Below are 14911 nucleotides of genomic sequence, written 5' to 3'. Positions count from 1 at the left end.
TCATGGTTCCTTGGGGGGCTCAACCAGCCAAGCGGTGAATCCAATGAGCGCTCCCCAAACGACAAATAGGTAGAGCGGTAGCCAACCTAGCAGGCCCGGTAAACGATCAACAATAAGCAGCATCGGCGGGCAAAACATAAATAGTGCTAGCAGGGCCAGCGCGATGAGCCGTTCACGCCTGCGGGAAGGAGCGCTGAAGGGGTTCATGGTGCGCTGGCATCCTCTTTATCAAAGGCATTTGCCTGCAGGACAAGCAGCTCTTCCAGCGTATCAATGCCTCGGGCCTCGAGCCGTGGCAGCAGTGCTAGCCATAGCTCTGCGGTAACGCGGGCATCACCTAACGCCGTGTGGCGAGTGCCCGGTGGAAAGTGGAGGTCATAGCGCTTGGCAAGGGTGTCTAAATCGTGACCATCCAATGCTTCATCGAGCGCTTTTGAAATCAGCAGTGTGTCTAAAACAGGCATCGTAAAGTCAACGCCACGGTTGCTAATGGCCAGCATATCGAAAGCCGCATTATGGGCGAGCAGTACGGCCTCGCCAATGTAGTCTCGAAACAGGCCAAGCACCGTTTCAAGAGGGGCAGCGCCTGCGACATCCGCATCGGTAATGCCGTGAATCACCGTACTGGCAGCAGGAATGGCGCGCTTCGGGTCCACGAAATGATCAAACGCATCATTCGCCAGTAAACGGCCATTGACGATCCGGCAGGCGCCCAGGCTAATCACCGTGTCTCCTCGGCGCAGCTCAAGGCCAGTAGTCTCCGTATCAAACGCCACGATATCCAGGCAGCGTAGAGCTCTGCTAGCCAGAGCCTCGTCAGGCGCAGGCAGCTGTGCGATGCCAAAGTCATGGAATTCCGGCCGCGGAGGTGCAAGCTCACGAGGCGCTTGGGTTTGTGCAATCGTTGGTAGCGGCAGTCTCAGTCGTGCGTGGCGTTTATCCGCATCGGCAACACTCCAGATATCGGTGGCGTGCTGGCGCAGAATATCCGCGACTGAGGGGCTAAGCGGTAGCGTAGTCAGCGGGTGCTCGCGCCAAATGGTGAGCTCGCCTTCGGGGACGGGTGAGCCTTGCCAAATCAAGTCAACGTAAGCGCGTTTTGGGTTGAGCGTAATCTCACCTTCAAAACCGCTGCTGGGCAAGTGGCAGCGTAGGTGGTCTACCAACGAGTCAAACAGTTCAATGAGTGCTGGCGCATCGCCTTTAAACCAAGCGGGCACGCCGATAGGGGTGATTAAGCGGTGGGCCGGGTCAAGGCGCTCATCCAGCGATTGCCAAAAATCGTTGGACCAAATGGGTCTTAAGCGTTCGCCGTGGTACTGAAGATCGTCCAGCAGCGAGCCAATCTCCGCGACGTGCTTGTTTAATGCTTGGCTCTCATCGTGCACTACTTGCTCTAAACGTGCTCGTAGCTCAAGCGACGTTTCTGAGGGGGGGATTTGACGTAGCGCATCAGCGGCGCTGCTTAAGCTGGCGGAGTGCTGGCGAAGTGGCGGCAATAGATGATTAAGTTCGGCCCGCACGCCCATTTCATTATTCCAGGTGGTGGTCGCATCGCTACAGGTTACCAGCGTTTCGCGTTCACTGCCGGGGACCCGGCGAATGACAACCTTTAGCCAGCGCTGGTCACTGGGAGCGAGCATTTCCCGAGGCGAGCCATCGTCGGGCAGTTGTGCCATGGCGTTGGCGAGGGTAGCTGTTGGCAGCAGGGCATCCAGGCGTTTACCAAGCCCCAGACCGGTATTACCCGCAAAGAAGTTTTCGGCAGCCTGATTAAACAGCATTACCCGCCGGTGCCGGTCGCAAAGTAACAGCGGTGTTTCAAGCACCTGTAGCAGCGTTTCAAGCTCTTGGCGTATACGCGATGCGCTACGCGCTCCTTCTGCATGGGCGGTGGCGAGTCGTGAGCGGTCGGCGCGCCAGCTGTGACTGACGAGGCGAAGGTCTGGGCCAAGCCCTTTTAACCAGCCCTCTACAGTGTGTTCGTCTGGGGCATCTGGATTGGCTACCCAACGCGCCAGCTGCGCTTGAAGATGGCGAAGGGGCGTAAAAAGCATGCGCTCCAGCAGCAGGCCCATTAAAAAAAGCGTGATGCCGCCTGAAAAACTGCCTAGCCATAGAGCCGCACGCGCCACGCCGGAAAGTGCCAGCTGGCTATCTAACCAAGCGGCAAAGAGCGCTCCCCCTACTAGGCTAACGCCGCTTAGCAGCAGCCACACGCCGACCAAGCGTTGGCGTTTAGGAAGGCCCTGGCGTGTCATGGTGCACGCTCAGCTAACAGGGCTTTGACCTTCTCTACAAGCTGCTGGGTAGAGAAAGGCTTGGTAACGTAGTCATCTGCGCCCAGCGCAAAGCCTTTTTCCCGCTCTACTTCACGGCCATGAGCCGTTAACATAATCACCGGTAAATGCCATTCGGATTCAGAGCGGCGCAGCTGCTCCAGCACTTCAAAGCCACTGATGCCCGGCAAGCTGATGTCTAGCAGCAGTAGGTCAGGGGATGAATCGGCAATTCTCTGCAGCGCGGTTTCGCCGTCGGGCGCTGTCGTTACCGTCAGCCCGGCATGGGACATGAGGTACTCAAGGGAGAGTAGGATATTGGGTTCATCATCGACCACTAATACGTTGGCCATTACGGTTTCCTCAGCGGCGTTAGATGAGCAGTGCGACTGCTGCGATGGTTTAAGTGTATGTAGCGTACAGCATTCGGCCAAGACGACCTTGGCCGAATGCTGTGTATAAAGAGAACCTTTCACCGGTAGACAGGATGATGCGCGTTTTATTGTTATCGGCTTATGAAGCGGTTAGCCACCGTTATTGGGCTAACAGCTTAATGGCTGAAGTGAACGAGGTAGACTGGACGCTGCTAAGCTTGCCTCCTCGCTACTTCTCCTGGCGCATTCGTGGCAACCCGTTGAGCTGGTGGTTAAAAGAGTACGAGCGGCTAAATCAGCCCTACGATGTAGTGCTGGCAACGTCTATGGTAGATATCGCCACCTTAGTGGGGCTGTTTCCCCATCTGGGGCGAGCAAGAAAGATCGTCTATTTTCACGAAAATCAGTTTGCCTACCCCGAATCCAGCGAGCAGATGCCCCAGGTAGAAGCCAAAATGGTCAACTTGTATGCGGCACTGGCGGCAGATGTGCTGGTGTTCAACACGGCCTATAACCGGGACTCTTTTTTTGATGGTGCGCGGCGTTTTTTAAAGAAAATGCCGGAAAACTTGCCCGCTGCTAAACCGCTAGAACGGCTAAGCCAAAGCGCTCGCGTGGTGCCCGTGCCCATCGCGCCTGCTAACTGTGCCGCCGCTGGTAACTCAAACCCGCAGCGGCTGATTTGGAATCACCGTTGGGAGTATGACAAAAACCCGGAGGACTTCTTCGCGGTGCTGTTCAAGCTAAGCGAGCAGCAGGTGCCCTTTGAGTTGGCGGTGCTTGGCCAGCAGTTTCGCGACGTGCCACCGATATTTGCCGAGGCGCAGGTGCGCCTGGCTGAGCATGTTATCTGCTGGGGGCCGCAGCCGGAGGCGGAATACCGTGCGCTGCTCAACGGTGGAGGTATTGTGGTATCAACCACTTGGCATGAGTTTCAGGGGCTGGCGATCATGGAGGCTGCCCAGCGAGGAGCCACGCCGCTGGTACCGGATAGGCTCTGCTTTCCTGAACTTTATCCCGCCCAATATCGCTACGATGGTACACAAGAGGGGCTCTATCAGCGCTTGAAAGCGTGGCTGTTAAACCCCGGTAGCCAGCCCGCACAGTTGGATACTCAGCCATGGCAGTGGCCGCGTTGGCGAGAAACGTATCGTCAGCTGCTGGTGGAGGGGGCAGCTAATGACCTGCTCGGCATAGAGTGATCCTGACGTTGGCGTGCCGTTAAGCAAGCTCGGTTTTTTCTTTATAGTCGCATAGATCTTCGATGATGCAGCTACCGCAGCGGGGTTTACGCGCAATGCAGGTGTAGCGCCCGTGTAAAATTAGCCAGTGGTGGGCATCTTGTTTAAAGGCGCTGGGAACGTGGCGCAACAGCTTCTGCTCGACTTCCAACACGTCTTTACCTTTGGCGATACCGGTACGGTTCGAAACGCGAAAAATATGCGTATCCACCGCGATAGTGGGCTGGCCAAAGGCGGTGTTTAAAATCACATTGGCGGTTTTACGCCCCACACCGGGCAGCGCTTCCAAGGCTTGACGGGTGTTGGGAACCTCGCCGCCGTGCTGATTGACCAGCAGGTGGCAGGTCTTCATTAAATTCTCTGCCTTGGTGTTAAACAGGCCAATGGTTTTAATGTGCTGCTTTAGGCCATCAATACCCAGCTCAATGATCGCCTCAGGAGTATTCGCGACCGGATAAAGCTTGGCCGTGGCTTTATTCACGCCTACATCCGTTGCTTGGGCGGAGAGCAGGACCGCTGCCAACAGCTCAAACGGCGTGCTCCAGTTGAGCTCGGTGGTGGGGTGTGGGTTTTCCGCCTGGAAGCGCGCAAATATCTCATGACGCTTTTGAGCATTCATAGCGTGTTCTCTTGGTTATTGAATGGTGCTTATTTAATAGTGCCGGTGACCCGCACACGGCGCTCGGCTCGCGGTGCGATGTTGACGGGCTGAGCGCGGGCGGCGCGCCGTTGATCCAGCACGTTTTTCAGCGCGATCAAAAGCCCTGCAACGAAGAACGCGCCGGGGGGCAGGATGAAAAAGAGAAACTGGTAATCCGCCACCAGGGTGATCTGCCAGTGAGCGGCAACTGGCCCAAACAGCAGCGCCATGTCGCTAAACAGCGTCCCTTGGCCCACCAGCTCGCGGATCGCGCCCATCAGCACTAATACCGCACCAAAGCCCAGCCCCATCATCAGCCCATCGATGGCCGCGGGCAGCACGGGCTGGCGGGAGGCAAACGCATCCGCCCGGCCCAAAATGGCGCAGTTAGTCACGATAAGCGGGATGAAAATCCCCAATATTTGATAGAGCGAGTAAGCGAATGCGGCCATGAGCTGCTCAGCGCAGGTTACAAAGGCGGCAATCACCATCACGAACGCAGGGAGCCGCACGGCGCTAGGCACCTGGTGGCGAATGAGCGAGATTGTTGTGCTGGCGCCTACCAAGACCAGCAGAGTGGCCAACGCTAAGCCTAGCGCATTCACCACCGTGGCGCTGACCGCCAGCAGCGGGCAAAGCCCCAGTAGCTGCACCAGCGCCGGGTTATTTGTCCAAAGCCCTTCTCGGGCAAGCTGTGTCCACTGGCTCATGGTGCGGGCTCCTGCTGAATGAGTTCGCGCTGATAGTAGCGCAGCGCCTCATAAACGGCGTTAATGACGGCCCGTGGGGTAATCGTCGCACCGGTGAAGCTGTCGAATTCGCCGCCCTCTTTGCTCACGGCCCAGCCGCTTGGGGGCAGGCTCTCAAGGCTTAGGCCATTGAATGACGTGATCCAGGCGCTGCGTGACCGCTCGATATCATCGCCAAGCCCCGGCGTCTCTTGATGGTGAGTCACACGCACCCCGGTGAGTTGTCCGCTTTGGTTGATGGCGACTAGCAAGTGAATGTCACCGTTATACCCTTGGCGTGTTACGACCGGCAGAATGGTGGCGGCTTCGCTACCTTGCTGTACCCGCCAACCCTCTTGAGGCGTGCGGTGCCCCAACGGCAATGGGTTGGGTAGCGAAAACGCGCTCTCCAGCACGGCCTGAAGCGGCACCGAGGCCAGTGAAGCGGGCAGCACCTCCTGCAACTGACGATGCTGATAAGCAAGCTGGTGCTCGGCAATACGCTCCGCGGTCACGGCGCGGGTGAGGGCGACGCTGCCGGCAGTGACCAGGGCAAACAGGCCAAGGGCCAGTGCACCGCGCAGCATAGCGTGTTGAGTGGTCATGGCGCGCTCTTCCTTTCATCAGCCCGAGCGGTAGTTTGACCGACGGGGCGTGGCACGCTGACTATGTCCAGCAGCGGCACGCAGAGATTCATCAGCAGTACGGCAAAGGCGACGGCATCCGGGTAGCCGCCTAAATTGCGAATCAGGATGACCAGCACGCCAATCCCCGCACCGTATAACAGCTTCCCCTGACGACTGGTGGCCGCTGAGACCGGGTCGGTGGCAATAAAGAAGGCACCAAACAGCGTTGCCCCGGTGAGCAGATGAAACAGCGGTGAGGCAAAGTGGCTAGTGTCACTGGCGTAAAACAGCGCTGAGAGCAGCATTATACTGCCCAGCATCGCGACCGGAATATGCCAACTTATCAGTCGCTTGACGATCAACACCATGCCCCCTGCCAGCCATGCCAGCGCGATATTACGCCAAGCCGACAACGTTCCTTCAGGGAGCGGCGACGATGCCCAAAACTCACTGGCCATGACCGCTTCACCTTTGTGTTTGAAAGCATCTAAAGGAGTGGCTCCGCTCAGGCCATCGAGCGCTGACGTGGTTAGTGTTCCCATTATTTGTGGCCAGAGGGAGTCGGGCCAAAGCGATTGGGGCGGTGCCCAGAGCGTCATATGGGTGGGAAACGACACCAGCAGCAGTGCATAGCCCACCATCGCAGGGTTGAAAGGATTGTGGCCCAAGCCGCCATAGAGCTGCTTCGCGACGACGACGGCGGCGATCACCCCAACGCCAATCAGCCACCAGGGGCTCGCGGGTGGCAGCGAGGCGCCTAGCAACACGCCAGTGAGCAGGGCGCTGGAGTCGTTGAGCGTCGGCCAAATGGGGCGGTGGCGCAGGCGTAGAACGAGCGCCTCAGCGGCGACGGCCCAAAGCGCCGCGATCAGTACGTTGCTGAGTATCCCTAGCCCAAAATAGAGCGTCATCACCGCAAGGCCCGGAAGCGTGGCGGCGATGACCCAGCGCATCACATGGGCTGTTGATGGTGCTTTTCCCAGCTGGGGGGCGTGCATCATGCTCATGGCGCTTCCTTCTGTTCACTGGCGGCGCGAGCGTCGGCCAATCGTGCTTCTGCCGCTTTTAGATTTTCTTGGGCAGTGGCGAGCTGGGTCTCCAAATCGTCGTGGCGCTGCTGCGGGTCTTGAGCGGCGGCCCGTGCCAACACTTTCTCCGCTTTTCGCACGGCGGCTTTGGCTGCCGTTTGAGCGATGCGTAGGCTGCGAAGGTCTGCCACGGGAGCGGTTTGAGTGCCCGTAGCGTCGCTGGAAGCGGACTGCTGCTGGGCGAGCCGTGCCTGACGGCGCGCCTTCTTCTCCGCTTCTTCCCTGACCAGCCGCGCTTGGCGGAACTCAAAGCGGTGCTTGGCGTGTTCCGCTTTGGCGGTTTCGATGCGTTTATGCCGAATACGCTGTTTGGAGGAGCGGTAGTCCTGCACCAAAGGAATCGCGCTGGGGCAAACGTAGCTGCAGGCACCGCACTCAATGCAGTCGAACAGATGATGGGCTTCAAGGGCGGCATCGTTTTCGGCACGGGCGTACCAGTGCAACTGCTGGGGAAGCAGTTGAGCAGGGCACACACTTTCACAAGCGCCGCAGCGAATGCAGGGGGCTTCCGCGGGTGCTGGCGGCAGCTCTTCTTTTGTCGCGGCAATCAGGCAATTGGTCGTTTTGGTAACGGGGGTTTCTAATGACGCAAGCGGCGTGCCCATCATCGGCCCGCCGACCACCACTTGATGCAACTGCTCGTCGTCCACGCCAACCTGCGCCAGCAGCGCGTCTACCGAGGTGCCTACACGAACCCAGTAGTTGCCGGGCTGGGTAATGGCATCACCAGTTAGGGTAACGACCCTTGCGACCAGCGGTAGTCCGTCGCGTACCGCTTGCAGCGCTGCGAGCAGCGTGCCGGGGTTGTGGCATAGCACGCCGATATCCGCCGGTAGCCCACCGCTAGGCACCTCTCGGTTCAGCAGCTTTTTAATCAGCTGGCGCTCTCCGCCGCTGGGGTAGCGGGTTTCGATTATCTTCAGAGTCACGCTCGCGAGCGGTTCGCTGTCAGCAATGACCGTAAGAAGGGCTTGTAGGGCCTGAATAGCCTCAGGCTTGTTATCTTCGACACCGACGATGATGTGCGTGGCTCCGCATAGGCGAGCCAGCAATTGAGCACCCTCGAGCACATCCGCTGCATAGTGGCGAAGCGTGAGGTCATCGGCGGTAATATAAGGCTCGCACTCGGCGGCATTGACCACCAGCGTGTCAATGGCATGGTGCTCGTTGACTTGAGCTTTGATATAGGTCGGAAAGCCTGCCCCCCCTAGCCCAATAAGCCCGCTATCATCTAGCCGTTGCAGCAGCGTGTCGCGCTCTGCGGTTCGCCAATCCAGCGGCGGTAGCGTGGCCCAGCGATCTTCGCCATCGCCTTGAATGATGATCACGCTGTCAGTTATCTCGATCACGGTGCCGCTGATACTGGCGTGCACATTAGCTGAGACCATGCCATCTCGGCGGGCGACTAGTGTGCCTGTTTTGACCGCATCGCCCACGTTGACGCAGGGCAGTGCCGCTTTACCGGTATGTTGCGACAGCGGTAGCATGACCACCTTTGGCAGCGGCGCGGTGCGCAGCGGCGCTTGATTAGAGCGCTCTTTACGTTCGGGTGGGTAGATGCCTCCGGGGAATTCATAGGCCGGCATGCGCGCTCCTTGATGGCTGGCGGTCGCTCACGATGGGCTCCCACTGTGTCAGCGGTTTGCGTCTGGGCAGCATGTCGATGCAGTCCACCGGGCAGGGGGCCACGCAGAGGTCGCAGCCGGTGCACTCGTCTTCGATCACGGTATGCATCTGTTTGGCCGCGCCAATAATGGCATCTACCGGGCACGCCTGAATGCACTTGGTGCAGCCGATACACTCGGCTTCACGGATATACGCCACGGTATCTTCACTGGCTGCTTCCCCATCTAGCGGGGCAGGGTCACGGCCGAGCATATCCGCTAGGGCGAGAATAGTTGCCTCACCGCCGGGAGGGCACTTATTGATGGCGTCGCCCTGATTGATCGCTTCAGCGTAGGGGCGACAGCCGGGATAGCCGCACTGGCCACATTGGGTTTGTGGCAGCAGCGCATCAATTTTCTCAACCAGCGGGTTCTCTTCACCTTTAAAGCGCGCGCTCGCCATGCCGAGTAGCGCGCCAAAGGTGATGCCCAGGCCGGTGAGTACGCCGACGGCGCTAAGCACCCCCCACCATGAAAAGGAATCGCTCATGGCCGTTACCCCTGTACCAGTCCGGAAAATCCAAGAAATGCCAACGACATGAGGCTGGCGGTAATCATGGCGATAGCGGCCCCACGAAAGGGCTTGGGTACATCTGCGCTGGCCAAGCGCTCGCGCATGGCGGCAAACAGTACGAGCACCAGCGAAAAGCCTAACGCAGCGCCCAGGCCATATAGCGTGGTATGGAAAAAGCTCAGCTCTCGGTTTAGCGACAGCAGCGCCACGCCGAGGACGGCACAGTTGGTAGTGATTAGTGGCAGAAAAATACCCAGCACCTGATGCAGTAACGGACTGAGCTGGCGCACCATGATTTCAGTGAACTGCACAACGGCAGCAATCACGACGATAAAGCTAATGGTACGCAGATAGGTAATATCAAAGGGCACCAGTAAACCGTGATAAACCACGTAGCTAGCGGCAGAGGCTAGCGTCAACACGAACGTGGTAGCCAGCGACATGCCCATCGCTGATTCGAGCTTGTTCGAGACACCCATAAACGGGCATAGCCCAAGAAATTGGACCAATACAAAATTGTTCACCAGCGCGGTGCTGACCAAAATAACGAAGAGTTCATTCATGACGGCGTATTTTGCTTAGAAATAGGGTGGCTGGCTAGAGGGGGCTTGTAGAGAGACATGCAGCGCCGTCGCCACTTGCTGTAAGCACTCGTCTCCTTTCTGATGGCCATAATAGTCGTTGTAGAGTTTGAAGTGATCAATATCCAGCATCATGATGGCCAGTAGTCACTGTCTGCACTGGCTTGGCTCACCGCTAAGGTTAAGCGCTGATCGAATAACCGCCGGTTGGGAAGCTCCGACAGTGAGTCATGGGTCTAAATGGAAGAAGTAGCCTAAAAACAAAAGGGGCAGGCTGTTCGCCTTGCCCCTTTCATCCGTGAATGGCGGCGCTACGTTACACGCTGACCCGGCTCGGCGCCAGCATCCGGCGAGAGCAGATAAATACCCTCTTTATTCGCTGAAGCAAGCACCATGCCTTCGGATACACCAAAGCGCATCTTGCGGGGCGCCAAGTTGGCAACCATCACCGTCAGGCGGCCTTCCAGGGCCTCTGGAGAGTACGCAGAACGAATGCCAGAGAAGACGTTGCGGGTTTCGCCACCCAAATCCAGGGTAAGCTGTAATAGTTTGTCAGCACCTTCGACATATTGTGCTTTGGCAATCCGAGCAATGCGCAGGTCAACCTTGGCAAATTCATCAAAGCTAATTTCATCCGCGATGGGCTCGTCTGCTAGCGGGCCTTTCGGGGTGTTTTTTAGCTTCTGCTCTTCTACCAGATCCTCTTTTGATGCGTCGATCATAGCATCGATTTTGTCCCGCTCTACTCGGGTCATCAGCGGTTTGAATTTGTTGATCGGGTGGTTGACCAGCACATTACCACGGCTTTCCCAATCAAGAGTGTCAATATTTATAAACTCACGGGCTTGCTCTGCCATGCTCGGCACCACCGGCGCCAGATACACCATCAGCTGGCGGAACAGGTTGATGCCCACCGAGCAGATTTCCAGTACTTCTTGATCGCGACCATCCTGCTTGGCGAGTGCCCAGGGCTCTTTTTCAGCGATATAGGCATTGGCTTCATCGGCCAATTCCATAATCTTGCGAATGGCGCGGCTAAACTCACGCGCTTCAAAGTCGGCGGCAATATCGTCACCGGCAGCGATAAAGCGGGCAACCATCTGCGGTTCGGCACAGTGCTCAGAGAGGGTGCCGCCCCCAAGTTTTTTGACAAAACCGGCACAGCGGCTGGCAATGTTCACGACCTTACCGACGAGATCTGAATTCACTCGGGCAGCGAAGTCTTCAAGGTTTAGGTCAAGATCATCCACCTTGGAGGTGAGTTTGGCGGCAAAGTAGTAACGCAGGTACTCGGGGTTGAGATGTTCAGCGTAAGTGGCCGCCTTGATGAAGGTGCCGCGCGATTTTGACATCTTCGCACCATCGACGGTCAAAAAGCCGTGGCAGTTTACCGCCGTGGGGGTGCGCAAATCAGCACCGTGGAGCATGGCAGGCCAGAACAGCGCGTGGAAATAGACGATGTCTTTACCAATGAAGTGGTAGACCTCCGCGTCTGAGTCTTTTTCCCAGAAGCGATCGAAATCAATACCTTCGCGCTCGCAGAGGTTTTTAAAGCTGGCCAGATAGCCGATGGGGGCGTCTAGCCATACATAGAAGTATTTGCCGGGCGCATCGGGAATCTCAAAACCAAAGTAGGGCGCATCGCGGGAAATATCCCACTCGTTAAAGCCAGACTCAAACCACTCCATTAGCTTATTGCGGATTTGTGGCTGTACGTGGCCATCATTGATCCACTGCTGCAGGAAGTCGGCGAAGTCCGGCAGTTTGAAGAAGTAGTGCGTGGAGCTGCGTACTTCGGGCGTGGCACCGGAGATGGCGGAAACTGGATTGATCAGATCCGCAGGCGTGTAGGTTGCGCCGCACTTTTCGCAGTTATCGCCGTACTGATCGACCGCGTGGCACTTTGGGCAGGTGCCTTTGATGAAGCGATCGGCTAGAAACAGACCTTTCTGCGGGTCGAACATCTGCTCGATATCGCGAGTGGCAATATGGCCTTTATCGCGTAGGCGGGTGTAGATCAGCTCGCTGAGGTAGCGGTTCTCATCCGAGTGGGTGGAGTGGTAGTTATCGAACCCCACGCCAAAGCGGGCGAAATCTTCCTGGTGGTCTTGGGAAACGCGTTCAATCAGTGCTTCAGGGGAAATGCCTTCCTGCTCGGCACGCAGCATAATCGCGGTGCCGTGAGCATCGTCAGCACAAACGTAGTAACACTGCTGGCCACGGCTCTTTTGGAAGCGTACCCAGATATCCGTTTGGATGTACTCAAGCAGGTGGCCTAAGTGAATAGCGCCATTGGCATAGGGAAGGGCGCTCGTCACCAGAATGTTGCGCGGGGCAGTATTGGGCATGGTGAGTGATAATTCCGGTTAGGCAGTACAAATAAAGACGGCGAAGGGGAGGTGCTTCGCCGGTAATGTCATGGTAATGCGTACAAATAGCCAGAGGCTCAGCCTGACAGACTAGTAGAGCGCTTGCTCTTCTTGAACTACTTCACGCAGCAGTTCTAAAAATAGCTTGTCTGCTTCCGAGTGCTCTGCCGGGTCTTCAGGAATATGCACGCTGGTGGTGTCTGAAATCTCATTGGCAATACGTGCCATCACGGCGGGGCTACTGCCTTCAATCAGTTGCTGGCGTGCAATAGCCAGCGACTGCTCTAGAATTTTAGGGTCTTGTAGAAGCTTGCGAATAAAGCCGCGTAGCTCGTTGATAATACGTGTTTTTTGAATTTCTGATGCGGACATAGAGAATCTCCTTAAGACCGCGCCTGATGAAGCTACCAAGCGAGACCAATGAATGCCTTGACCATAGCACTTTTTCGAGCTGCGAGCATGCGTTGATCATTACGCTTAACTAAGTAAGCCGCTGCATGTAAGCATTTATATGCTGAGTCGTCCCGCCTTATGTTTCACCGGGTTGGCATACTGCCCTAACCAATAGGGTTGCAGTGCTTCTGGAACGCTTGCTAGCCGTGCTTTAAACCGCTCCCGATCTTGACGGGTAATGGATTTACGCGCGACTAGCTCCGGCGATTCGCCCAATGCTTCCAGCGCCAGATAGTGGCTGGGAAATAGGCGATAACCACCAATCACCTGGCGGTCAATTTCAGCAGCTACTTCATCAGGTGTCGCCATGTCGGCACCCACTGGCGTACCAAATTTTAGCTGAACGCGGCCTTTAGAGCCGGTAATGCCAGAAACAATTGAGCGGATGTCTTCAAACTCACTCTTGGCGTAGCTACCCCGGGTGGCGATATCATGCAGTTCCTGGGCTTTTTGCAAGTCGCAGGGATCGTACTCGTAGCTAATCGATACAGGAACGAGCTTCAGCTCGGCAATGGCATCGCCGAAGACCATATCTCGCTCTGCATGGCGTTTTGCCATCGTGAGCATTTTGATAATAGCGGGGTCGGTACGGTCAATGCCGTTTTTAGCACGACCTTCGCGCTGGGCCATCCAGATAGAGTGATTGTCTTCGGTAATCGAGTGGCGAATGTAAGACGACAGCTGCTGATAAGCGGCCAACATGGCCCGCTTTCCGCGTGCGCTCCGCGGCACAATAAAGCTTTTGTTTAGCCGCATCAGGTCGGTTACATAGGGCTTTTTCAGCAAGTTGTCGCCAATCGCAATACGTACCGTATCTCGGCCTGCCTGGTAAAGCGCGTAATTAACAAAGGCGGGGTCTAGCGAGATATCGCGATGATTGCCGATAAATAGATAAGCGCTGTTGTCGTCGAGCTTGTCTAATCCCGAGACCTCAAAGGCATCCGTGGTGGTGCGGATCATGCGCTCCATATAGCTGGCAATGCGCATTTGAAATTCGCGAACGCTGGTAACACCCTTTACTTCACGGCGAATGGCGTGGCCTGCCAGGGCGCGCGCTACGGGCCGCGCCCATTTGGCCATGCGCGGCAGCCTAAAGCGGGTAAGCGCGTCAAGCAGTTCACTATCGTGAGAGAGCCGTTCAAGAACATCGGCCACCTCATGATCCATATAGGGGCGAATGTCTGCCCATGGGTCGTTGGTGGTGTCAGTGTTGGGTGCGTTATTGTGATGAGTCATGCGATCCGTTGGATATAAGCAAAAATAATCGGGTGGCTGCGGCTTAAAATATAGAGCGTTAGGTATCTTGCTGAGCCGTCGGTTCCCGCTGAGTTTCGCCACCAAGCCATTCCAGCAGGCGGGTAACATCGTCAGAAAGCGCTTGGGCCATCAGAATAAAGTCGGTTTCCAGGCGGGCTAGCGCATCATCGCCGTCGTCGGCATGGTCGGCTTCTTCAATCAGTGCGTCGCCAAAGCGCAGCGACTTCAGCGCTAAATCGTCATGCAGCACAAAGCTTAGGCGGCCTTCCAAGCTGATCGCCAGTTTGCTGGCCTGGCGTCCGCTCTCAAGTAGCTGCTGAATTTCATCGCTGTCTAGGTCAACTTGCCGTGCGCGTAGCACGCCATCGTCGCCTTTTGCCTTGAGTTCCACTTGGTCGCCGAGCTGTAGGTCGCTTGGGCGGCTAGATGGGTCGCCTAACCAGGTAGTCATGGCGCGTATCGGCAATGTTTGGCTGCTCAATGGCGTGGCTTTTAAGCTGCCAAGTGTCTCACGCAGCAGGTCCAATACATCTTCTGCTCGGGTGCGCGAGCTAGCATTAACGCCAATGAGCTGGCGCTTAGTGTCCCACCATAAGTCAATTTTCTGGCTGCGGACAAAGGCGCGGGGCATGAGTTCTTCGGTGACCTGCTCTTTCAGCGCGCTCTTTTCCTTGCGCGTGACTTTGCGCCCCTCACTGGCCTCGATATCGGCGACTTTTTCGTCGACTTCTTCTTTGACAACCGACGCGGGAAGCAGGCGCTCTTGGCGTAGAGCAGAGAGTAAGCGGTGCCCCTGAATTTCATGCAGACGCTGGTCGCCACCTAGCCGCCCCGCAGGCGCTGTCCAGCCTAAGCGGCGAGCATCCGCATTGCCTAGCGGCTTGGCCGCGTGCTCATCCAATGCGTTGGCCAGAGTTTGGCTATCTAGCTCGGGAGCGCCGTGTAGGCGATATAAATGCAGGTGCTTAAACCACATGTCACCGATCCTATGAAAAAGGTGGCACATTATGTCGAAACGCGGCCTTTCCTACCAGCACCTTGGTGCAGCGACCTGCTGTTGCACGAGTTTAAAACTTGTGTTTGATTTGCAGAGTGTT

16 protein-coding genes are annotated in these 14911 nt (G+C 56.8%); 1 reads left to right on the top strand and 15 read right to left on the bottom strand.

Annotation, left to right across the window (positions count from 1 at the left end):
• Genes NH344_RS02010 through NH344_RS02000 form a run of 3 tightly spaced genes read right to left on the bottom strand, consistent with a single transcriptional unit; the run spans nucleotide 1 to nucleotide 2632 of the window.
• Nucleotides 1–207 carry a hypothetical protein gene (locus tag NH344_RS02010; RefSeq protein ID WP_044627986.1) on the bottom strand — a complete coding sequence of 69 codons (207 nt, stop codon included), beginning with the start codon at nucleotides 205–207 and terminating at the stop codon, nucleotides 1–3.
• Nucleotides 204–2261 carry a 3'-5' exonuclease gene (locus NH344_RS02005; protein WP_044627985.1) on the bottom strand — a complete coding sequence of 686 codons (2058 nt, stop codon included), beginning with the start codon at nucleotides 2259–2261 and terminating at the stop codon, nucleotides 204–206. Before NH344_RS02005 ends, NH344_RS02010 begins: the two co-directional genes overlap by 4 nt.
• Entirely contained in the window at nucleotides 2258–2632 is a 375-nt protein-coding gene (locus tag NH344_RS02000; RefSeq protein WP_044627984.1) for a response regulator, read from the bottom strand. The genes NH344_RS02005 and NH344_RS02000 overlap by 4 nt, the downstream gene beginning before the upstream one ends.
• A 137-nt stretch (nucleotides 2633–2769) precedes the next feature.
• On the opposite strand from NH344_RS02000, the gene NH344_RS01995 reads away from it, so the two are divergent.
• A complete protein-coding gene (locus NH344_RS01995) occupies nucleotides 2770–3855 on the top strand; it encodes a DUF3524 domain-containing protein (RefSeq protein ID WP_044628096.1) in 1086 nt (361 codons plus the stop codon).
• A 19-nt stretch (nucleotides 3856–3874) separates the two neighbouring features.
• Here NH344_RS01995 and nth read toward each other — a convergent pair whose 3' ends face one another.
• The 12 genes from nth to NH344_RS01935 form a co-directional block, all read right to left on the bottom strand.
• Nucleotides 3875–4513, bottom strand: coding sequence for an endonuclease III (nth, locus tag NH344_RS01990; RefSeq protein WP_044627983.1), 639 nt, complete (start codon nucleotides 4511–4513; stop codon nucleotides 3875–3877).
• Between the two features lie 29 nt (nucleotides 4514–4542).
• Nucleotides 4543–5244, bottom strand: a complete 702-nt coding sequence (locus NH344_RS01985; protein WP_089675676.1) for an electron transport complex subunit E — start codon at nucleotides 5242–5244, stop codon at nucleotides 4543–4545.
• Nucleotides 5241–5867, bottom strand: a complete 627-nt coding sequence (locus NH344_RS01980) for an RnfABCDGE type electron transport complex subunit G (RefSeq protein ID WP_058577738.1) — start codon at nucleotides 5865–5867, stop codon at nucleotides 5241–5243. Before NH344_RS01980 ends, NH344_RS01985 begins: the two co-directional genes overlap by 4 nt.
• Nucleotides 5864–6895: an RnfABCDGE type electron transport complex subunit D gene (locus tag NH344_RS01975; RefSeq protein WP_172416119.1), complete on the bottom strand. Its 1032-nt coding sequence runs from the start codon at nucleotides 6893–6895 to the stop codon at nucleotides 5864–5866. The genes NH344_RS01980 and NH344_RS01975 overlap by 4 nt, the downstream gene beginning before the upstream one ends.
• Nucleotides 6892–8562, bottom strand: a complete 1671-nt coding sequence (rsxC, locus tag NH344_RS01970; protein ID WP_253027482.1) for an electron transport complex subunit RsxC — start codon at nucleotides 8560–8562, stop codon at nucleotides 6892–6894. The genes NH344_RS01975 and rsxC overlap by 4 nt, the downstream gene beginning before the upstream one ends.
• Nucleotides 8549–9130, bottom strand: coding sequence for an electron transport complex subunit RsxB (rsxB, locus tag NH344_RS01965; RefSeq protein WP_062360714.1), 582 nt, complete (start codon nucleotides 9128–9130; stop codon nucleotides 8549–8551). The genes rsxC and rsxB overlap by 14 nt, the downstream gene beginning before the upstream one ends.
• Nucleotides 9131–9135: 5 nt before the next feature.
• Nucleotides 9136–9717, bottom strand: a complete 582-nt coding sequence (rsxA, locus tag NH344_RS01960) for an electron transport complex subunit RsxA (RefSeq protein WP_044627977.1) — start codon at nucleotides 9715–9717, stop codon at nucleotides 9136–9138.
• Between the two features lie 15 nt (nucleotides 9718–9732).
• A complete protein-coding gene (locus tag NH344_RS18310; protein ID WP_089675681.1) occupies nucleotides 9733–9870 on the bottom strand; it encodes a diguanylate cyclase in 138 nt (45 codons plus the stop codon).
• A 176-nt stretch (nucleotides 9871–10046) separates the two neighbouring features.
• The gene (gene metG, locus NH344_RS01950; RefSeq protein ID WP_062374415.1) at nucleotides 10047–12083 is read right to left on the bottom strand and encodes a methionine--tRNA ligase; all 2037 of its coding nucleotides are present in this window, start codon (nucleotides 12081–12083) and stop codon (nucleotides 10047–10049) included.
• Between the two features lie 111 nt (nucleotides 12084–12194).
• Nucleotides 12195–12476 (bottom strand): hypothetical protein, encoded by a 282-nt coding sequence (locus NH344_RS01945; RefSeq protein WP_044627975.1) that lies wholly within the window; start codon nucleotides 12474–12476, stop codon nucleotides 12195–12197.
• Between the two features lie 135 nt (nucleotides 12477–12611).
• A complete protein-coding gene (locus NH344_RS01940) occupies nucleotides 12612–13793 on the bottom strand; it encodes a 1-acyl-sn-glycerol-3-phosphate acyltransferase (protein ID WP_213262015.1) in 1182 nt (393 codons plus the stop codon).
• A 58-nt stretch (nucleotides 13794–13851) separates the two neighbouring features.
• Nucleotides 13852–14790, bottom strand: a complete 939-nt coding sequence (locus NH344_RS01935) for a recombination-associated protein RdgC (RefSeq protein ID WP_044627973.1) — start codon at nucleotides 14788–14790, stop codon at nucleotides 13852–13854.
• Nucleotides 14791–14911 lie beyond the last annotated feature (121 nt).

Source organism: Halomonas sp. Ps84H-12, from assembly GCF_024124725.1.
In the GTDB taxonomy this organism is placed as follows: Bacteria; Pseudomonadota; Gammaproteobacteria; order Pseudomonadales; family Halomonadaceae; genus Vreelandella; species Vreelandella aquamarina.
Note: the sequence above shows the minus strand (reverse complement) of the source record. Positions and strands in the feature narration are given on the sequence as shown.